Origin of the sequence: Nesterenkonia sp. (assembly GCF_029265375.1) — a bacterium.
Taxonomy (GTDB): Bacteria; Actinomycetota; Actinomycetes; order Actinomycetales; family Micrococcaceae; genus Nesterenkonia.
Window position 1 is genome coordinate 72913 of the sequence record NZ_JAJUJJ010000010.1, and the last position, 19313, is coordinate 92225.

The following is a 19313-nucleotide window of genomic DNA, read 5'->3' on the forward strand; positions in this document are numbered from 1 at the left end:
ATCCGAAGCCTTATGGAGTATCGACAACCCGGCTGCAGCCGGATGACGTCCCCCTTGCCGTGCAGCCGGGGGTGGAGCCGCTAAGTGGATTGGCTCCTCCTCGCCGTCGGATTTCTTCTCATCCTGGGCACAGGCTTCTTCGTCGCCGTCGAGTTCGCACTCGTGGCCCTGGACCAACCCACCGTCCAGCACGCCATCGACCACGGGGACAAGCACGCCGTGCCGCTGATGAAGTGCTTGAAGTCGCTGTCCACCCAGCTGAGCAGCTGCCAGCTGGGCATCACGCTGACCACGCTGCTGATCGGCTACGTCACCGAACCCCCACTGGGGCGGCTGCTGGCCGAACCCATGGCGGCGGTCGGAGTTCCGGAGGCGGCCACCCGGGGTGTGTCCCTGGTCATCGCTATGCTGCTGGCCACTATGGCCACCATGCTGCTGGGAGAGCTGGTGCCGAAGAACCTGGCGGTGGCGGAGGCGTTCCGCGTCGGCCGTGCGCTGGCGCGCGCCCAGCTGATCTTCACCGCCGTGTTCAAGCCGCTGATCATTGTGCTCAACGGCTTCTCCAACAAAGTGCTCAACCGCTTCGGCATGGAGGTTAAGGAGGAGCTCTCCGGAGCCAGAACCCCGGAGGAGCTCTCCGCCATGGTGCGCCGCTCGGCGAGCCTGGGCACCCTGGACGCGCAGGCGGCCACCGTCCTGGACCGGACTCTGCACTTCTCCGAGCAGACGGCTGCTGATGTGATGACCCCGCGGCCCCGCATGGTCACCGTGGATGCGGAGTCTTCCCTGGAGGAGATCATCGACACCGCGCGGCGCACCGGCTACTCGCGGTTCCCTGTGCTGGGGGAGGCCGGTGTGGACGAGGTCCGCGGCGTGGTGCATGTGAAGAAGGCGGTCGCCGTTCCGCGCAGCAAACGGGATCCGCTGGTGGCGGCCACACTGATGAGTGAGGTGACCCGCGTGCCGGAGACCATCCACCTGGATGCGCTGCTGCCGGTGCTGCGCGAGGCTCCCCTGCAGATGGCGATCGTGGAGGACGAGTACGGCGGCACCTCCGGGGCAGTGACCCTGGAGGATCTGGTCGAGGAGATCGTCGGCGAGGTCTCCGATGAGCATGACGCGCTGACCCCCGGTGTGCTGCAGAGCGCCGGCGGCGACTGGTTCTTCCCGGGGCTGATGCGGCCTGATGAGATCAACTCCCAGATCCTGGAGCTGGAGATCCCCGAGGACCCTGCCTATGAGACTGTGGCCGGGTTCATGCTGCTGCAGCTGGGCAGGGTGGCCGCGGTCGGTGACGAGGTGCCCATCGAGTCCGGGCGGCTGGTCGTCGTCGGCGTCGACGGCCGCCGGATCGACCGGATCCAGTTCATCCCCGACCCGGAGGCGCGCCGCGCTGCCCTGCGTGTCGCGGCGGAGCGGGCCCGGCGCTTGGCCGAGGAGCGGGCGGAGCATATGCAGGCGGCCGCGCAGCGCCAGAGAGCAGGTGACCGGTGACCGAGGATCTGATCGGACTCATCTGGCTCGTGGTGCTGCTGGCCGGCAATGCGTTCTTCGTCGCCGGGGAGTTCGCCGTGCTCTCGGCCCGGCGCAGCCAGATCGAACCGAAGGCGGAGACCGGCTCCACCCGGGCACGGACCGCCCTCTACGCCATGGAGCACGTCAGCCAGATGCTGGCGGTCGCCCAGCTGGGCATCACGGTCTGTTCCCTGCTGCTGCTGATCGTAGCGGAACCGGCCGTTCACCACCTGCTGGCAGTGCCCTTCGAAGCCGCCGAGCTTCCGGCCGGGGTGACGCACGCGGTCTCGCTGCTGATCGCCCTGCTGTTCGTCAGCTTCCTGCATGTCACCTTCGGCGAGATGATCCCGAAGAACTATGCGGTCTCCATGGCGGACCGGGCGGTCCTGCTGCTGGCCCCGCCGATGGTGTCCCTCTACAAGCTGCTGATGCCGGTGATCTGGGTGCTGAACTCGGCGGCCAATGTGGTGCTGCGGCTGTTCAGGGTCACCCCGCGCGATGAAGTGATCTCCACATTCACCCTGGAGGAGATGGAGTCGATCCTCGCCGAGTCCAAGCGCGGAGGCACCGTCACCGATGAGGCCGGCATCATCGCCGGGGCGCTGGAGTTCACCGACCGCACCGCGGCCGAGGTGATGGTGCCCACCGACGAGCTGGTGACCGTGCCGCTGGACGTCACCCCCCAGCAGGTGGAGAAGGCGGTGGGCAAGACCGGGTTCTCCCGCTTCGTAGTGGCCGCGCCCGACGGCGGCTACACCGGGTACCTGCACCTGAAGGACATCATGGCCCTGCCGTCGGCAGCCGCCGAGCAGCCGGTTCCGGTCACCGCAGTGCGGTCCCTGGGGAATATGCGCCCGGCCGATGACCTGGAGACCTGCCTGGCGCGTATGCAGGCTTCGGGCTCTCATCTGGCCCGCGTCATCGACGACGACGGCGTCACCCGCGGCATCCTGTTTTTGGAGGATGTGCTGGAGGTGCTGGTGGGCGAGATCAACGACGCGACGCAGGCGCGCGACTCGCGCCGGAAGCACCAGATCTGAGCCGCTTGGCGCGGGTGCGCCGGCCGGCCAGCAGGCACACCACATAGATCAGGAAGCTCAGCGTGGTGATGTAGGGGCTGATCGGCACTGTGCCGGTCAGCGCCAGCATGATCCCCCCGACCGCGGCGGTGACCGCAAATGCGCAGGAGAGCAGCACCACCGTCAGCGGACGGCTGGTGACCTTCAGGGCGGCCGCCGAAGGCACCACCAGCAGGGAGAGCACCAGCAGGGCTCCGACGACCTGCACGCTCATGGCCACTGCCAGGCCCAGCAGCACCATGAACACCAGAGACAGGGCATTGACGCGCACACCGCGCGCGGAGGCCAGCTGAGGGTCCACGGAGGAGAACAGCAGCGGACGCCAGAGCAGGATCATCAGGCAGCTGATCAGCACCGCTGTGGTGACCAGTGTGCGGGTCTGGACATCGTCGACCCCCACGATCTGCCCGGTGAGCAGACCGAACCGGTTGGCGCTGCGACCCTGATACAGGTGCAGGAACAGGATCCCCAGGCCCAGGCCGAAGGGCATCAGCACGGCGGTGACCGCTGAGGTGTCCCGGTCGCGCAGGCTGAGCGCCCCGATCAGCAGGGCCGCGGCCACTGCGCCCACCGCCGAGCCGGCCACCACATCCAGGCCGGCAAGCAGCGCCAGCGCGGCTCCGGCGAAGGAGATCTCCGCAATGCCGTGGACCACCAGCCCGGAGCGGCGCAGCATGACGAAGATGCCGACCACCCCGCCCATCAGGCCCAGCACAGCGGCGGTGATCACCGAGTTGCGCACCAGCCAGAACAGCTCCCAGTAGCCCTCGGTGCTGAAGGAGGAGGTCAGCTGCTCGATCATGGGCGATCCTCCGTGGCGTGGTCGTGATCGTGGTAGCCCTCCAGGTGCTCAGAGAGCACCACGATCCGGCCGCGGTGCTCGATGACCTCCACCGGGGCCTCATAGAGCTCGGAGAGCACCTCGGTGCGCATGACCTCCTCCACGGTGCCCAGACGGTGCTGTCCGCGGGCGAAGTAGAGCACCCGGTCCACGTGCTCGATCACCGGGTTGATCTCATGGGTGACGAACACGACGGCGGAGCCACGCTCCACGGCTTGGCGGCGAATCAGCTGGGAGACGGCGCGCTGATGGTGCAGGTCCAGTGAGTGCAGGGGCTCGTCGCACAGCAGCAGGGCCGGGTTGCCGGCCAGCGCCTGAGCGGCCCGCAGGCGCTGCTGCTCGCCGCCGGAGAGCAGCCCCACCGGGCGCTCGGCATATTCGGCGGCGCCGACCTCCTGAAGCAGCTCATCGACCCGTTCGCGGGTGGCGCGCCGGGCCCAGGGGATGCCGTAGCGGTGCCCGTCCAGCCCCAGGGCCACCAGATCGCGGGCGCGCAGCGGCGTCTCCGGCGCCATATCGTGACTCTGGGGGATATAGCCCACCCGGCTGCCGCCGCGCCGCACCGGCCGTCCCAGGACCTCGGCGGTGCCGGTGGTCAGCCGCCGCAGGCCCAGCAGGACCTTCAGCAGTGTGGATTTGCCGGCACCGTTGGGTCCCAGCACGGCCAGGAACTCCCCGGACTGCAGCGAGAAGCTCAGATCCTCCCAGAGGGTGCGCTCGCCGAAGCGGATGCCCGCCGAGCGCACGCTCAGCGCTGGCTGGCTCACCGGATCTCCTCCGCTGCGGAGGCCAGGCGGTCGATATTGGACTCCATCCACTCCACATAGCCGGTCGAGTCTTCCGGCAGCGTCTCGGTGAATTCCAGCACTGCGGTGCCGGCGTCCTCTGCCGCGGCCCGGATGCGGGCCGACTGCTGTGTTTCAGTCTGGGAGTTGTAGGAGAGCAGGTCGACCTCTTCTGCCGCCTGCAGCGCCTGATGGTAGAGCCGGGGAGAGACGTCGTCGCCGTGCTCCACCGCGGAGAGGAACTCTAAGTCGGTGCGGTTGGTGAACCCGGCGTCCTCCAGCAGATGGCCGGAGACAGCTTCAGTGGCCAGGAAGCTGAGCCCGTCCGCCTCCAAGGCCCGGTTGCGCTCATCGAGCTCATGGATCTCAGCGGCCAGCTGCTCGGCGTTGTCCGCGTAGCGCTCGGCGTTCTCCGGGGCGAGCTCGCTCAGATGATCGGCGACGTCCAGAACGAACTCCTCCATCCGCTCAAGGTCGTACCAGATGTGCTCGTTCTGGTAGCCGGCGTCGTCGGAGCCATGGTCGTGGTTGTCGGCTTCGTGGGAATGGTCGTGCTCGTGCGTACCGTCAGTCTCGCCGGAGTGGTCTTTGTCGCCGGCGCCGTCGGACTCATGCGAATGCTCGTTCTCGCCTTCGATGAGCTGGTAGACCTGGTCCTCCTTCTCCGCGGAGGCGGCCAGCAAGGTGATGAAGGAGTCGTAGCCGCCGCCGTTGGCAATGATCACATCGGCGCCCTCCACGGCGAGCCGGTCCTGCGGCGTGGCCTCATAGGAGTGGGGGTCCACAGAGGTGGAGGAGACCAGAGGCTTCACCTCCACCGTGTCGTCGCCGATGCGGGAGACCAGATCGGCGTAGACGTTGGTCGAGGTCACCACCGTCAGGCCGGTGCCCTCGCGCTCGCCGCCGTCTGCAGCCGGATCCTCAGCGGCCGAGCCGCAGGCGGTGATGATCAGCAGGCCGGCGCAGGCGGCGGCAGTCCAGGGGAGTCTGTGCATGGTCCAGGGGAGTCTGTGCATGGAGAACAGCCTATACTTATTGATAACTATTCTCAAAGTCGGTGGCTGTGCCGCCGCAGCAGCTCCACCGTCTGCTCCGCGACCAGCGGGGCGTCATAGTCCAGGGTTGCCACATGCCGGCTGCGGCGCAGCACCACCTCGGTGACCTGGCCGGGCAGCGCCCGCTTCAGCAGGGCTGCCGAGCGTGACCCGACCACCTTGTCCACCGCGGAGCGCATCAGCAGCACCTCAGTGCCGGCCGCTGCGAGCTGCGGCATCCGGGACCGCGCGGCAGCGAAGAGCCGGTCCAGCTCCACCACGGCGCGCAGCGGCGTGACCGGATAGGCCTCCTCAGTGACTCCGGGGGCAGCGATGTCCCCGGCAAGCGGCTTCCAGGTGGGTGTGAATCGCCCCAGCAGACGGGCCGTGAGCACCGTGCCGGGGGCCAGCCTCAGCCCAGGGTTGATCACCGCTGCCGCCGGGCTGCCGTGCTCAGCGGCGCTCCACAGGGCCAGCGCCCCTCCCATCGAGAGTCCCACGGGGATCACGGTCCCGCAGCGTGCAGCCAGCCGGCGGTGGGCGGCGGCCACTGCCTGCAGAATCTCCTCGGCCCGGGTTGCGGCCAGATCCTCCCACCGGGTGCCGTGGCCGGGAAGCAGCGGCAGTTCGACGTCGAATCCCGCCGCTGTGACGGCATCAGCCACCGGCTGCATTGAGGCGGTGGTGGAGGTGAATCCGTGCAGCACCAGGGCGCCCACCCCAGATGGGGCAACCCCAGCCCCGGTGGGCTCCTGAGGGGCGTGCGAGGATCGGTTCACCACGCGAACATCTTATGCGGCTTCAGCCGAGCATCCCCGGCACAGACCGAAGATCTCCAGGGTGTGGCGGACCTCGGTGAACCCGTTGTCGGCAGCCAGCTGTGCGGTCCAGGACTCCACATCGGGGGCTTCGAACTCCACGGTCAGCCCGCAGGAGCGGCACACCAGATGGTGGTGGTGCTCCTCGGCGGCGCAGAGCCGGAAGATCGCTTCACCGTCGTCGGGACGCAGCACATCCAGCAGGCCCTCCTCCTGATGGGACTGCAGCACCCGGTAGACCGTGGCCAGGGAGACCTTCTCCCCGCGGTCGGTGAGGATGCGGTGCAGCTCCTGGGCGGAGACGAAGTCGTCCAAAGAGTTCAGAGCCGCCCAGACCGCGCGCTTCTGGCGGGTGCTGCGGCCCTTCACCGGGGGAGTGGACTGTGTGGTGGTCATGCTCAATCCAGCCTAACAGGGGGCGATGTGAGCCGTTAGAGTAGTGCCATGAGCACCGTCTTCACCAAGATCATCGACGGCGAGCTGCCCGGCCGGTTCGTCTGGCAGGACGAGACCTGCGTGGGCTTCCTGTCCATCGCGCCGCTGGCCTATGGCCACACTCTGGTGGTTCCGCGCACTGAGGTGGACCGGTGGACCGACGCCGACGCCGAGCTCATCACCCATCTGATGCGGGTGGCCCACCGGATAGGGCAGGCCCAGGTGGACGCGTTCGGATCTCAGCGGGCCGGTCTGGCCATCGCCGGCTATGAGGTGCCGCATCTGCATCTGCACGTGTGGCCGTCGAATTCGATGGCTGACCATGACTTCGCCCAGGCGATGGACAACCCGGACGAGCAGGCCATGGATGAGGCGGCCGAGAAGCTGCGGGTCGCACTGCGGCTGATGGGAGAGGCTGAGCACGTCCCGGCCGAGGAGGACTGAGCCGTGCCCGGCGGGGTGCTGCTGCTGGTCGTGGGGCTCTCCCTGGCGCCTGCTGGTCTGCTCTTCCAGCTGATGGCCTCCCAGGTGAGGGGCGGCGCCATGGACACCGTCAGTCACGTCTGGGGTCTGCGGACCAAGAAGCTCCAGTCCTCCGATGAGGCCTGGCGCGTGGGCCACCGGGCGGCGCTGGGCCACCTGCAGGCGATGGCGTGGTGGACCTGGGGCGCCGTGGCTGCCTGCCTGCTGGGCGCACTGGTCATCCGCAGCGAGGAGCTGGCCGGATACGTGCTGATGCTGGTGGTGGGCGGCTTCACCGTTGCCGTGCTCGGGCACACCTGGCGAGCCGTTGTCACAGCGCACCGGGCAGTGGATGACCGGCTGGAGCTGGCGCAGCAGCTGCTGGGTGAGCCGCGCAGCTGAACCCAGCGCCCAGCGGCGGCCTCAGCCTCTGGCCTGCTTGATCGCCCGCCGGACCCGCTTGGCGCTGACTGTCTGGGCGGTGCCCAGCTGCTGGGCGAAGAGGCTGACGCGCAGCTCCTCGATCATCCATTGAACCGCCGCCAGATCCTCCGGAATCGGCAGCTGCTCGGGCACTGAGTCGACGGCGGCGTCGTACTCATCCTCCAGCGCCTGGACCTGCTGCATATCTGTGGTGTCCTTCGCCACCGACTGGCCGGCCTCCAGCCGGTCCAGCCTCATCAGCATGGCCCGCAGGTACCGTGGGAAGTGCCGCAGCTGGGACACCGGCGCGGCGGTGATGAACTGCGGATGCACCAGCTGGTCGATCTGAGCGCGCATATCCTCTGCCGCCGGCCGCAGCGCCGCTGAGCCGACCTGGTCCAGCCGGGAGCGCACCTCTGTGTTCAGGGTGAGGATCTCGGCGATCACATCAGTCAGCGCCAGGATCTGATCGATCAGCTCGGCCCGGGCGCTGCGAGCGGTGCGCTCAAACCCGTCGGCGGTGAACGGAAGCTGCTCGCCCACCAGGTCATCAAGCACCGCCGTGGTGGCTTCAGCCACGACGTGGTCGACCTCGCCGAACTGTCCGAGGGCCAGGCGCTCGCGCGTGCTGAGACGGTCGACCACATAGCGCTGCGGGGAGGGCAGCACGCAGCGCAGCAGGGCCACCACTCCGGCGCGGTGGGTGCGGCGCTGCTCGGCCTCCGACTGGGTCACCGTCAGCCGGACGCCCTCGGAGTCCGGGGTCAGCGCGGGGTAGCCGGTGACCTCGCGGCCGCCGACGGAGGAGGCGATAGTGCGCGGGATATCCCCGAAGCTCCACCGAGTCTGTCTGCGCGCGGCGAAGATCCCGGAGGTCTGCGACGTCGACCCCTCCGGCGCCGGCGCCTGCCGCTTCGACGCTGCCGAGGGCGCTTCCGCCTTGTCTGAGGCCGTCTGACCTGAATCAGCCGCGCCGGACCCAGCCGCGCTGGACCCCGCCGAGCCAGCGTCGTCGAGCCCGCCCGCGGTGACGGAGCGCTGGATCGCTGCCCGGTTCTCTGCGGCGAAGCGGACCTGCAGCTCTTCGAGGTCCGCGCTGGTGTCCAGCACCCGGCCGCGGTCACTGACCACTGCGAAGGTGAACCGCAGGTGCTCGGGCAGTCCGGCCACGTCCAGCTGGTCGGGCTCCACGACGACGCCGCGCAGCTGCCGCAGCACTGCCGCCAGGGCGGGACGGAATGGGTCGACGCTGGGGGAGTGCTCCGCCTCCAGGGTCTCCCGGGCGGCGGCGGCCACATCCGGGGCCGGCACGAAGTTCTTCCGCAGCTGCTTGGGCATAGCCCGGATCAGCGCGGTGATCATCTCCGTGCGGCGGCCGGGGATGAACCATTCGAAGCGGTGAGGCTGCAGCTGGTTGAGGAACACCACCGGGATCCGCACGGTCACTCCGGCCTCATAGGCGTAGGTGAGGTCCAGCTGCAGGCCGTCATGGTCGAAGCTGGAGGGGTAGGCGTCCAGGTCCACCTGTTCGGCGTCCGGGGCCATCAGCGTGGAGGTGGGAAGATCCAGCAGTTCAGGCGTCTCGTGCCGCTGCTTCTTCCACCAGGCGTCGAAGGCTCGCTGGTCGGTGATGTTCTGCGGCAGACGTTCGTCGAAGAATGCGAGCAGCTGATGGTCCGCCGCCAGCAGGTTGCGGCGCCGGGTGCGCTCCTGGAGCTCCTCAATCTCTGCGAACCGGTCCCTGTTGCGCTTATCGAAGTGGTGGCGGGTGTTCCAGTCGCCGTGGATCAGCGCCTGCCGGATGAACTCCTCGCGGGCGAACTGCGGGTCCACTCGGCCGTAGAGGATGCGCCGGTCGGCCACAATCGGCACCCCGAAGAGCGTGACCCGTTCGGTGGCGACGACGGCGCCCCGTTTGGAGGACCACACCGGATCCGAATAGCTGCGCTTGAGCAGGTGACGGCCCACCTCCTCCGCCCAGGCCGGCTCGATCGCCGCCACAGTGCGGGCCCACAGCCGGGAGGTCTCCACCAGCTCGGCTGCCATCACCAGGTCCGGATTCTTCTTGAACAGACCGGACCCGGGGAAGATGGCGAACCGGGTTCCACGTGCCCCCTGATACTCCCGGGTGCGGGGGTTGAACAGCCCGATGTGACTGAGCAGCCCGGCCAGCAGAGACTGGTGGACGGCGTCGTGCCGGCCCACCGGGTCAATGGTGTCGCGCACCCGGACCCGCCGTTTGGAGAGTTTGGCCTGCTGGCTGAGCTCTCCCAGCTGGTTCACCAGGTCCTGCCATTCGCGGATCCGCAGCCAGTTCAGATGCTCGCGCCGGCACAGCTTGCGGAACTGACTGGAGGAGAGCTCGGCCTGCTGCTCGGTGAGATAGCGCCACAGGTTCAGCAGCGCGGAGAAGTCGGACTTCTCGTCTGCGAAGCGCCGGTGGAGCGCGTCGGCCTCGTCGCGCTTCTCGGTGGGGCGTTCGCGCACATCCTGGATGGACAGGGCGGCCACCAGCACGGTGACCTCCCGCAGGCAGCTGCGCTGGGAGGCCTCCACCATCATGCGCCCCAGCCGGGGATCCACCGGCAGCTGAGCCAGCCGCCGTCCAGTGCGGGTGACCTTCCCCGCCGAGGTCAGCGCGCCCAGTTCGGAGAGCAGCCGCACGGCGTCGTTGACCGCCTTGGCATCAGGCTTCTGCACGAAGGGGAAATCCAGCAGCTGCTGGGGAGTGGAGGTGATGCCCATGGAGGACATCTGCAGCAGCACGCTGGCCAGCGAGGTGCGCAGAATCTCCGGATCGGTGAACTCCGGCCGCGACTCGAAGTCCTCCTGCGAGTAGAGCCGGATGCAGATGCCCTCAGAGGTGCGTCCGCAGCGGCCGGCGCGCTGGTTCGCACTGGCCTGGGAGATCGGCTCGATCGGCAGCCGCTGCACCTTGGTGCGCGTGGAGTACCGCGAGATCCGGGCCGTACCGGTGTCGATCACGTATTTGATGCCGGGCACGGTCAGCGAGGTCTCGGCCACATTGGTGGCCAGCACAATGCGTCGCCGGCCGCCGGGGGTGAAGACCCGGCGCTGCTCGGCCATCGAGAGCCTCCCGAACAGCGGCAACACCTCGGAGCCGGTCAGCCTGCGGTGCCGGGGCAGCATCTCGCCGATCGCCTCGGCGGCATCGCGGATCTCCCGCTCCCCGGGGAAGAAGATGAGGATGTCGCCGTCGGGCTCCTGGGCCAGTTCGGCCACCGCGTCGCAGACGGCGGTGATCTCGTCGCGCTCGCCGTCGTCGTCCTCATCCGCCTCCGGGCCCACCACCGGCCGGTAGCGGATCTCCACCGGATAGGTGCGCCCGGAGACTTCGATGATCGGTGCCGGCCCGGTGGTCTCGGAGGCGAAGTGCTGGCTGAACCTCTCCGGATCGATGGTGGCGGAGGTGACCACCACCTTCAGGTCGGGCCGCTGGGGCAGCAGGCGTTTGAGGTAGCCGAGGATCACATCGATGTTCAGGCTGCGCTCGTGGGCCTCGTCGATGATGATGGCCGAGTACCTCCGCAGCTGAGGGTCGCGCTGAATCTCAGCCAGCAGGATCCCGTCGGTCATCAGCTTCACCGCGGTCTGCTCGCCGACCTCCGCGGTGAAGCGAACCTGGTAGCCCACGTTGCCGCCGAGCTCGGTGCCCAGCTCCTCGGCCAGGCGCTCAGCCACCGATCGGGCCGCGATCCGCCGCGGCTGGGTGTGGCCGATCAGGCCCTCGGTGTGCAAGCCCAGCTCCAGAAGCATCTTCGGCAGCTGGGTGGTCTTGCCGGAACCGGTCTCGCCGGCGATGACGACCACCTGATGCTCCTTCAGGGCGGCGAGTATCTGCTCGCGCTCGCCGGTGACCGGCAGATGCTCCGGGTAGTTCAGAGACTCCGCGGAGAACTCCTGGAGGGGGCGGGAGGCAACAGACATAGCCCCAGGAGTCTATCGGCCCCGCGCGGCCGGACCCCACGCCGCCCGCTCGTCCGACCCCGCCGGTGGGGCGGGCGTCGCATGCTCGCGGGCCTGATCGCCAGGATTAGGAACTTCGGCCGATCTGTGGTTAAGATAGTTCTCGCTGTTTTCAGCACTTCGGAGATCTCCAGGGACCCGGTTCCACCGGGATAACGGAGATCGATGCGCGAGTGGCGGAATTGGTAGACGCGCTGGCTTCAGGTGCCAGTGCCTTCACGGGCGTGGGGGTTCAAGTCCCCCCTCGCGCACGAACAGAAAATGGCCTCTGACCTGGGGTTTAGATCACCGGGTTGGGGGTCATTTTCGTGCCATGTGCTGAGATATGTGCTAAGCCCCACCGAGATGGGCCGCGAAGCGGTCTGCTGCGGCTTTCTGCATCGTCGGGGTGACATGGCTGTAGATGTTCATCGTGGTTGTGATGGTGGAGTGCCCCAGGCGCTCCTGTACTACCTTGGGATGCTCGCCAAGCTCCAGCAGGAGTGTGGCGTGCGTGTGGCGCAGCCCCTTGATCGTCACGCGGGGCAGCGTCGGGTGTGCCTTGGCGAGCCAGTTCATGCGGCGATCCCAGCGGCTCGTCATGGCGTCGGGTGAGCGCAGCTTGCCCTCGTCGTCACCGAACACATACGCATCGGCTTTCGCCAAATCGAACGACACTTCGGCGCGGGCGACCTTGTAGGAGGCGAGCACTTTGAGGGTCGCGGCGTCCACGTCGATCACGCGGGCGGTGCCCGTTTTCGTGGTCTTGGTGGTCGTCCAGTCCTCGGTGTTCACCGCTCGCCGGATGCTGATGCGCCCGGTCTTGGTGTTGATGTCGTTCCATCTGAGCGCGAGAGCTTCGGAGCGTCGCATCCCGGTGTAGGCGATCAGTCGCCACAGTGGGAACAGTTCGTCTTGCAGTTCCTTCTCGTTCCAAGTGAGGAACGTCTGTAGCTGCTCGCCCGTCCAGGTCACGATTTCCGGTTTCTGCGCTCGAACCTGTGACGACTTCGGGGCGTTCACGGTGCGCTTCTTCTTTGCCGGGTTGACTTGGATCAGCCCATCGTCGATTGCGGCGTCGAGGATCGCGCCGAGGACGACGTGCACCTTGTGGATGCTGTTGGCCGAGAGTGGTTTGCCTTTGCCGTACTCGTCCTTGCGCCCGCTCTTTTCCAACTCCCGGTAGTGGGAGCCGATGCGGGTGGCGGTGAGCTTGTCGATCCTGATGCGACCCAGGTCGGGGGTGATGTGGTTACGGATGATCTTCCGATACCCCTTGATCGTGGAATCGGCCAGCCGCAAGCTCGACATCCAATGCTCGGCGTACACACCGACCGTGGGGGTCTTGCCCTGGAACTTCTCGTTCCTCGCTTTCTTTCGTAGCGCCTCGGTGAGCGCGGCCTGTGCTTCTTCGAGGTCGGTGAACCCGCCACGGGTGAGCCGCTTCTCGCCCAGCTCGGGCTTCTCCGGGTCGATCAGCACATAGATTTGGAACTTCCACCGTCGCCCCTTGCGGGTCTGGTAGTCGCCCAGCGATCCCTGATGCCGCGACCGGGAACGTCGCTGCTGCTTCTGCTTCACCCCCTCAACGCTGCTCGGTGCCGCCTCGTCCGGCGGCGGGTGACTGGCTGGTGCCATAGACCTTGCTCCTTTCTCTCGTGGTGGTTCGTTACTCGAACGCGAGTGAGGCGTTCGGGTCGAGTTGCAACAGCCTGCCGGTGGCGTGTTCCTCGCGGGCGGTCTGCACGTCGTAGCGTTCCTGGTACACCTCGCGCGGAGTGATACCAACCTGGCCGCGGTCGTACTTGGCGAGTATTTCCTCGGCCCAGTGCGCCGAGTTGATCGCTTGGAAGCGTTGCTCTTTCCAGTAGCGCACCAAGTCCTCGGTGGTGAGCTTCACGGCGCCTGCGACCCATGCCTGTATCTCTTCGGGTAGGAACGACTCGGGCACCCCGGTCAGCGTGACCGCCTCAGCAAGCGGGGTAAGAAGAGCTGCGGGTGTGGTGCGGAGGATGTAGGCGAGGGCGGTGAGGTCGTCCACGTCCACGCGCCGGTCGCCGTTCTCGATCTTGCTGATCCCCGACGGGGCGAGCTTTCGGCCCGCCTCGGTCATCAGCCGGGCGGCGGTGCGCACGTCCATGCCGATGGCCTGGCGTGCGGTGCGGAGGTTCTGGGCGACGTGCTCGTGCGTGATCCCGGCGGGGTTTCCCCGCACTCGTTCTGTTTCCATACTAGGAACGTACATGCCCGCTCTTGACTCGTCAAGCACCATACTGTACTTTATTGGGAACTCAGGACTCTTGATTAGGGACGGCAGGCAGGGCGATGAGAGACATATCGGTGACATTGGACGACTTACGGGCCTCCCGTAACGCGGTCATTACACGGGCGGAGGCTGCGGCGGCGCTCGGGGTCGATCCCCGCACGATCACGGCGAGCATCGAGAACGGGTCGATCCCGTCCGTGAAGCTCGGCAGGCGGGTCGTGATTCCACGAGAGAAGTTCCTGCGCATCTTCGACGGCGACGACGCACACTCCACGGTTCCCGGCACCCCCGCGCGGTGAACAGGGCTGGTGGTGCCGATTCGGCACTCCCGTGCTGGTCGTCCGGCGCTTTGTCGGACGTGCCGCGTAGACTGAACTCACGAAGCCGACCACAAGGAGGCACCCCATTATGGCGACGAAGACTCGCGTATCCGAGGCGCACGTTCAGCGCGTGCTCACTGAGGTGCAGGCCGGGCAGCAGACCGCCGGTGAGCAGATGACCCCCGAGGGGCTGGAGCTTCTGGCCCGCCAGGTGCGCGGCGAGATCACCGTGGACGAGGCTGTCGAAGTGATCGCCGCCCGTACCCGCGCACGCCTGGCCGCTCGCACCGCCTGAACCGCTCGGCGTCGCGATGCCTGATCGGTACACCTATCCGGGCAGCGATGTTCTGGTCAACACGTTCGGCATCACCGACTACGACGACTGGAAAGATGCTGAGGCCGACTTCATCGGTGCCCGCATGGGTGCGCTACGCGAGCACCCCATCGCTGGTGGCTACGATCTGCCGCACTTGCAAGCGATCCACGCCTACCTGACGCAAGATATGTACTCCTGGGGTGGCGAGATTCGCGCCACCGACACCCATCCCGGCGGCACCGGCATTGCGCATTGCCGCCCGCAGTTCATCGTTCCCGAGACGGAGCGCGTGTTTGGTGCGCTCGCCCAGCGCGACTACCTGCGCGACCTGGACGTGGATGCGTTCTCGGATGGGCTGGCGTGGGTGTGGGGTGAGACGACGGCGATCCATCCGTTCCGTGACGTGAACACGCGCAGTCAGCATGTCTTCTTCAACCAGCTCGCCCGCGATGCCGGGTGGGTGATCGACTGGTCGCAGATCCCCGGCGACGTGTTCGCCCATGCCCGCACCCTCGCCATCGTGGAAGATCACTCCGGGCTTGACGCGCTGATCCGCCCGAACCTCGTCACCGTCGAAGACGCCGCACGCTCCGACCGGCTCACGGCGAGCCTGGACGGGCACGCACAGGGCTTCACCACTCGCCGGTCGGTGCGCGACCCGGAGACGTTGGATCGCGCGCTCGACGCCGCCCGGCAGCGCCGCTGGAACCTCCAGCCGCCTGAGGCGTTCGGTGGCGCGTCGCCCTGTGATCCGCGCAGCGGCCCCTCGCTCGGCCTATAAGCCCAGGCTCGGGCCGTCACGCCGTGGCTCTGTGCTCGGGTGGTTCTGCTCGACCGTGCCGCGCAGTCGCCGCGCGCGGTCAGCGGCAAGCTGCCGGACCTGCTCTGCCGCTGCACGCTTCACTTCGACCAGTGCGGCGGCTTGCTCGGGCGGCAGGGCGCGCAATTCCTCGGCATCGCGCCGCGCCACCGCCGCCTGTGCGTGCACGTTGCGGGCTTCGCGGTCGGGGCGGATGAACCGTGCTCGTATCGGGTCACGACGCACCCGTTCGACCCCCAACTCTCTCGCGAGCAGCGTGAGGCGTTCGCGGTTGTGCTGGTCTTTGAGCGCCGCCCGCCCAGACTGCGCATCCGCGAGGCGGCGGTCAGCGTCGATCACTCGCGGGTCGTTCTCGGCACGCCGCTCGGCAGCGGTGGTGGCCCACTCGGTGAGGCCGTCACCGTGGCGCGGTAGTACACCCCAGGCGTCGCGCACCTGCTCGCGTGCCGTGTGGGTGCGCTCGGTCGCGGCCTGGTACTCCTGTCGCGCTCGGCGTCGTCCGAACCTGCCCGACGTGGCGAGCCGTTCCGATGTGGTGCTCTCGGCGGTGACGGCTGTGAGGTAGGTTTCGCCGTCCTCGACGGCCTGCGGCACCAACTCCGCGACGACCTCGGCGCGGGCTTGGGCTGTGTGAGTCTCGGCGGCGCGGATCATCTCGGCGCTTTGCTCGTCCTCCGCCTGGTGGTTGGCCTGCTGCTGGTCGAGCCGCTCCGCGATCTGCTCCCACTTCTCGGCCGTTCGCTCGGCGCGCTCAGCGTCACGCAGGAGTCGGACAACCTCGTCGTTGACGAGCTTCACCGGGCCGTCAGCGACGAGGCCGCGCACCGCTTCGGCCGCGCGTTCGGTCGCGTCGGCGAGTCCTCGGTCTGCGCGGTCGCGTTCGATCGCCTCGATGAACTGCGCTCGGGCGTCGGCCATGCTTTCCGCGACGACGTGCAGGGTGTTCTCGTTTCGGCCGCGGGTCATGCCAACATAGACGGTCGCGCCGCCCATCTGCTCGGTGAGGACGGTGTGTGAGGCGGGCACGGTAACGCCCTGCACCCCATAGGCGGTCGCGGCATAGGAGAGGTGGGTGTGCTCGCGCACATACTCGGCGGGCAGGCGGATTGAGTGTTCGCGTTTGCGGTCGCTGTGCGCGTCACGCACCCAGAGCGACCCATCCTGCTCGACTCGTTGGACGATCCACGGTTGCCGGTTCGCCACGCCCAGGTCGGCGCGGTTCTGCCGGGTCTGGATCAGATCATCGCGCCCGATGCTGAGGCTGTCGCTGCCGGTGGTCGTGGTGGTGTCGTCGACGATGCCCGCGCGGGTGCGTTCGTCTCGGATGCGATCATTCAGCCGGGCCGCCTCGTCATTCGATGCGACGGTGACGGCGTCGCCGTCGTGTCTGCTGGTGGCGAGGTCTTCGCGCAGTTCGTCTGCATCGGTGTGGAGCCGGATCAGCCCAAGCTTGCGCAGCCGGTCGAACACCTCGCCGGGGTTGCGACGGTCGCGCATCTGCACGGTGACCTCGGCGTAGGCGGGGTTGGTGAAGCGGTGTACCTCATCCATGTCGAACGTGCGGCCCCTGAGTTGTGCGGCCATGTCGAGCACGCCGCCCCTGCCGACTGCGGGCAGTTGCGCGCGGTCGCCGACGAGCGCGAGGGTTGCGCCCGTCTCGGCTGTGACGGTGAACAGGGCGAGTGCGGTGTCTTGGTCGAGCATCCCGGCCTCGTCCACGACGATCCGCTCGCCACGGCGCAACTGCGCGTCTCGGGGTGGACCGGTGTAGGTTCCGCCAGTCATCGGATCGGTGTCGCCTGGGGCGAGGCGTGTCCATACGCCGTCCTGGTTCCAGCGCCATCCGTACGCGTAGACGAGGGCGGCGACGCTTTCGGCGGGCACGCCAAGTTCTTGGTGCGCGACCTCGGCGGCACGCTTGGTCGGCGCAACCACCCGCACCCTGCCGCCGCGCTGCTCAGCGGCGCGGATCGCGGTGGCGAGCATCGTGGTCTTGCCCGCGCCTGCGGCGCCCTCCACGATCACCAACGGATCAGTCGAGGCGACCGCTGCGGCCGCGACGAGCTGGCCAGGGTCAAGCTGCTGCCCGAGTGCGGCCGCGTGCTCGCGCACGTCGCCGTGTTTCGGCTCGCGGTCGGGTGTTCGGGCGGTGATGAGGTCGCGCAGTTCCGTCTCTACCTGCACCACCCGCAAACTCGTGAGGTGCGCGACATGCTCCGGGGTAGCGGTGTCAGGCGGCAGGATCGAGAAGCAATCCTCGAGCGCGAGCGTCGTTGCAACGGTCACCAGTTCGCGCAACTCCTGCGGGGTGGCACGCACGCCCGCCTCGGTGATGATGCGGGTGGCGTGTTCCTGCACGGTGTGGCGAGTCCATGCCGACTCTGCTGCGGCGCAACGATCCAGCGCACACGATGCGATCCGCTGCACCGAGACCTCATCCGGTGATACCGGCACACGCGCCGGCATGCGGGCCAGGTGTTCGGGGTCGTAGCCGACCTCGCGGAGCTCGGTCAGCCAGGCTTCCTCTTCCCGCAAGGTCGTGGGCTTCTTCGCGGGGCGCTCATACGCCCACGCCTGCGCTGTCAGCCGAGATGAGACGACCGGCCCCATCGTCTCGCCCGGATGCGCCGTCTCCCACTCGGCTTCGAGCCGTTCCAGGTTCTTCCGCACCTGCTCGCCGCGCTTCGACATGAGCGCGTTGAACGGTTCGAGTTCGGTGACTTCGCCAGTCACCGGGTCGAGGAGGAGGCCGTGACGGTCGAGCACTTCCGCGAGTTCGGGGCTGGCGGCGATCACGGCAGTACCGAGGGCGCGGATCGCGCCTTGCTGCCGGAACGTCGCCGCCGTGTCGAGCGCCCGCCACTTGCCCGCCGCCCAGACACGGGCGCCGATCTGCATGTGGATATGCCGGTGAGGATCACCGGCCCGGCTCGTCCGGTGCGTGATGCCGACCACCTGCATGTGCTCAATAGGTACGACCTCCTGCTTGCCGCGCGGGCCGACACGAGTCACGGAGTACTGGGCGAGCCACCGCTGAATCTCCGCCAGGGCGTCCTGCTGTGCTGCGTCCAGCGCCTTGGATACCTCGGGATGCAAGGCGGCAGCGACGGACAGGCTCTTGGGGGTGTTGATGACCATTTCCGCGAACCGGGGCGACCCCTGCCGATCCAACCCCGCGAGGCGAGGCCTTCCCATCTGCTCGCCGGTATCGGGATTGATCCAGTCCACCCATCCCGCATACTCGTCAGCGGTCAGCACCCGACTACTCACGGCCTCGCCCGAAGCGTCGAGCACCGCGTACTGAACCCCGGTGCTGTCAGACAGGTAGTAGTCGTCAGCACGCGAGCGGTCGGCCTCGACATAGCGCAGCGCATCAGCCCCGGTGCCCCGGAGCAAGATCACGCCGCCCTGCATCGCTCTCACCACCAATGTTTCTAAACTAGAAACTCTATCTATCTACCACGGTAGCATACGTTCATTCAGAAGTCAGCAGAGCGATCTTAGAATCGCACTGTGCGACACGGAAGGTTCGCGTAAGTCGGTGACGGCTTCTGAGCCGCGAGTGAACACTGCGTGAATGCAGCGCGGCGAGTAGCGCCAGTCACGGATGGTGCCCCACTCTGAGTAAGAAATGTTGTCCGCAGAAGGTGGCCGTCGAACCGACTTTGGCGCGCCATTGCTGGTCCTTCTGGTGTTCTTGAGGTTAGGGTGCACGTCGTTCGGTGGCCCGGTCGCTCATCTTGGATATTTTCGAGCAGAGTTCGTCGAGCGACGCAGATGGCTGGGTGATCGCGCGTATGCGGATCTTGTCGCATTGTGCCAGTTTCTTCCCGGCCCGGCATCAAGCCAGGTCGGCATGGCGATCGGTTTGCAGAGAGCTGGAATACTCGGTCTTGTCGCGGCATGGCTCGGGTTCACACTGCCATCTGCGGTATTGCTGTTCGGGTTCGCGCTCGGCGTATCCACCCTTGGCGACGTATCGCAGGCTGGATGGGTGCTGGGCCTGAAGGCTGCGGCGGTCGCGGTCGTGGGTCATGCTGTGCTCGGGATGGCAAAGTCACTCACGCCTGATGCGCGACGAGCGACGATTGCGGTCAAGTCCTGAGTAGTGGTGTATGAGTCGTGTTCGCGGTGTGCTCTCGTTTCAGGGTGTGTTCAGGCGGGGATGGCTTCGAGGGTGGGCTCTGTGGTGCTCACCTCCTGACTGCTGGTGGGCTCGAGGGCCTGGGCTGC

16 protein-coding genes, 1 tRNA gene and 1 pseudogene are annotated in these 19313 nt (G+C 67.5%); 9 read left to right on the top strand and 9 right to left on the bottom strand.

The features are described 5' to 3' along the window. Nucleotides 1-84: 84 nt before the first annotated feature. Complete coding sequence (locus Q1K09_RS06000) at nt 85-1494, top strand: hemolysin family protein (RefSeq protein WP_300343992.1); 1410 nt, start codon at nt 85-87, stop codon at nt 1492-1494. Next, complete coding sequence (locus tag Q1K09_RS06005; RefSeq protein WP_300343993.1) at nt 1491-2555, top strand: hemolysin family protein; 1065 nt, start codon at nt 1491-1493, stop codon at nt 2553-2555. Before Q1K09_RS06000 ends, Q1K09_RS06005 begins: the two co-directional genes overlap by 4 nt. Here Q1K09_RS06005 and Q1K09_RS06010 read toward each other — a convergent pair. Genes Q1K09_RS06010 through Q1K09_RS06030 form a run of 5 tightly spaced genes read right to left on the bottom strand, consistent with a single transcriptional unit; the run spans nt 2506 to nt 6468 of the window. Continuing rightward, nucleotides 2506-3396, bottom strand: a complete 891-nt coding sequence (locus tag Q1K09_RS06010; protein ID WP_300343994.1) for a metal ABC transporter permease — start codon at nt 3394-3396, stop codon at nt 2506-2508. The two genes, Q1K09_RS06005 and Q1K09_RS06010, sit on opposite strands and share 50 nt — an antisense overlap. Further along, nucleotides 3393-4202 (bottom strand): ABC transporter ATP-binding protein, encoded by an 810-nt coding sequence (locus Q1K09_RS06015; RefSeq protein WP_300343996.1) that lies wholly within the window; start codon nt 4200-4202, stop codon nt 3393-3395. The genes Q1K09_RS06010 and Q1K09_RS06015 overlap by 4 nt, the downstream gene beginning before the upstream one ends. Next, nucleotides 4199-5236: a metal ABC transporter substrate-binding protein gene (locus Q1K09_RS06020; RefSeq protein WP_300343997.1), complete on the bottom strand. Its 1038-nt coding sequence runs from the start codon at nt 5234-5236 to the stop codon at nt 4199-4201. Before Q1K09_RS06020 ends, Q1K09_RS06015 begins: the two co-directional genes overlap by 4 nt. Nucleotides 5237-5268: 32 nt before the next feature. After that, complete coding sequence (locus tag Q1K09_RS06025) at nt 5269-6036, bottom strand: alpha/beta fold hydrolase (RefSeq protein ID WP_300343998.1); 768 nt, start codon at nt 6034-6036, stop codon at nt 5269-5271. A 9-nt stretch (nt 6037-6045) separates the two neighbouring features. Beyond that, nucleotides 6046-6468, bottom strand: coding sequence for a transcriptional repressor (locus Q1K09_RS06030; RefSeq protein ID WP_300344000.1), 423 nt, complete (start codon nt 6466-6468; stop codon nt 6046-6048). Nucleotides 6469-6516: 48 nt separating this feature from the next. On the opposite strand from Q1K09_RS06030, the gene Q1K09_RS06035 reads away from it, so the two are divergent. Next, the gene (locus Q1K09_RS06035; RefSeq protein ID WP_300344001.1) at nt 6517-6951 is read left to right on the top strand and encodes an HIT family protein; all 435 of its coding nucleotides are present in this window, start codon (nt 6517-6519) and stop codon (nt 6949-6951) included. 3 nt (nt 6952-6954) lie between these two features. After that, the gene (locus Q1K09_RS06040) at nt 6955-7371 is read left to right on the top strand and encodes a hypothetical protein (RefSeq protein WP_300344002.1); all 417 of its coding nucleotides are present in this window, start codon (nt 6955-6957) and stop codon (nt 7369-7371) included. Between the two features lie 21 nt (nt 7372-7392). Here the strand turns inward: Q1K09_RS06040 and hrpA are convergent, their stop codons facing one another. Continuing rightward, nucleotides 7393-11340, bottom strand: a complete 3948-nt coding sequence (gene hrpA / locus Q1K09_RS06045) for an ATP-dependent RNA helicase HrpA (RefSeq protein ID WP_300344003.1) — start codon at nt 11338-11340, stop codon at nt 7393-7395. Between the two features lie 206 nt (nt 11341-11546). Between hrpA and Q1K09_RS06050 the strand changes: the two genes are divergently transcribed. Beyond that, nucleotides 11547-11630, top strand: a tRNA-Leu gene (locus Q1K09_RS06050). Between the two features lie 79 nt (nt 11631-11709). Here the strand turns inward: Q1K09_RS06050 and Q1K09_RS06055 are convergent. Together Q1K09_RS06055 and Q1K09_RS06060 are read right to left on the bottom strand one after the other, a co-directional pair. Then, entirely contained in the window at nt 11710-12996 is a 1287-nt protein-coding gene (locus tag Q1K09_RS06055; RefSeq protein ID WP_069600595.1) for a tyrosine-type recombinase/integrase, read from the bottom strand. 31 nt (nt 12997-13027) lie between these two features. After that, complete coding sequence (locus Q1K09_RS06060) at nt 13028-13588, bottom strand: helix-turn-helix transcriptional regulator (protein WP_069600596.1); 561 nt, start codon at nt 13586-13588, stop codon at nt 13028-13030. Between the two features lie 110 nt (nt 13589-13698). Here Q1K09_RS06060 and Q1K09_RS06065 point away from each other — a divergent pair, with 110 nt between their 5' ends. From Q1K09_RS06065 to Q1K09_RS06075, 3 genes are all read left to right on the top strand, one after another. Further along, complete coding sequence (locus tag Q1K09_RS06065) at nt 13699-13923, top strand: helix-turn-helix domain-containing protein (protein ID WP_240513601.1); 225 nt, start codon at nt 13699-13701, stop codon at nt 13921-13923. 109 nt (nt 13924-14032) lie between these two features. Beyond that, nucleotides 14033-14239 (top strand): hypothetical protein, encoded by a 207-nt coding sequence (locus tag Q1K09_RS06070; RefSeq protein WP_096145902.1) that lies wholly within the window; start codon nt 14033-14035, stop codon nt 14237-14239. Between the two features lie 16 nt (nt 14240-14255). Then, on the top strand, nt 14256-15041 hold the full coding sequence (locus Q1K09_RS06075; protein ID WP_096145903.1) for a Fic family protein: 786 nt from the start codon (nt 14256-14258) through the stop codon (nt 15039-15041). Here Q1K09_RS06075 and mobF read toward each other — a convergent pair. Next, complete coding sequence (gene mobF, locus Q1K09_RS06080; RefSeq protein WP_300344008.1) at nt 15036-18494, bottom strand: MobF family relaxase; 3459 nt, start codon at nt 18492-18494, stop codon at nt 15036-15038. The two genes, Q1K09_RS06075 and mobF, sit on opposite strands and share 6 nt — an antisense overlap. A 217-nt stretch (nt 18495-18711) precedes the next feature. Here mobF and Q1K09_RS06085 point away from each other — a divergent pair. After that, nucleotides 18712-19182 (top strand): annotated as a pseudogene (locus Q1K09_RS06085) (chromate transporter); the annotation flags it as partial. Between the last annotated feature and the right edge of the window lie 131 nt (nt 19183-19313).

What these genes read in the sequence shown, in the direction of transcription:
- Q1K09_RS06010 (WP_300343994.1), bottom strand. Translation starts at nt 3,396, where the DNA reads ATGATCGAGCAGCTGACCTCCTCCTTCAGCACCGAGGGCTACTGGGAG.
- Q1K09_RS06020 (WP_300343997.1), bottom strand. Translation starts at nt 5,236, where the DNA reads ATGCACAGACTCCCCTGGACCATGCACAGACTCCCCTGGACTGCCGCC.
- Q1K09_RS06030 (WP_300344000.1), bottom strand. Translation starts at nt 6,468, where the DNA reads ATGACCACCACACAGTCCACTCCCCCGGTGAAGGGCCGCAGCACCCGC.
- Q1K09_RS06035 (WP_300344001.1), top strand. Translation starts at nt 6,517, where the DNA reads ATGAGCACCGTCTTCACCAAGATCATCGACGGCGAGCTGCCCGGCCGG.
- hrpA (WP_300344003.1), bottom strand. Translation starts at nt 11,340, where the DNA reads ATGTCTGTTGCCTCCCGCCCCCTCCAGGAGTTCTCCGCGGAGTCTCTG.
- Q1K09_RS06055 (WP_069600595.1), bottom strand. Translation starts at nt 12,996, where the DNA reads ATGGCACCAGCCAGTCACCCGCCGCCGGACGAGGCGGCACCGAGCAGC.
- Q1K09_RS06060 (WP_069600596.1), bottom strand. Translation starts at nt 13,588, where the DNA reads ATGGAAACAGAACGAGTGCGGGGAAACCCCGCCGGGATCACGCACGAG.
- Q1K09_RS06070 (WP_096145902.1), top strand. Translation starts at nt 14,033, where the DNA reads ATGGCGACGAAGACTCGCGTATCCGAGGCGCACGTTCAGCGCGTGCTC.
- Q1K09_RS06075 (WP_096145903.1), top strand. Translation starts at nt 14,256, where the DNA reads ATGCCTGATCGGTACACCTATCCGGGCAGCGATGTTCTGGTCAACACG.
- mobF (WP_300344008.1), bottom strand. Translation starts at nt 18,494, where the DNA reads ATGCAGGGCGGCGTGATCTTGCTCCGGGGCACCGGGGCTGATGCGCTG.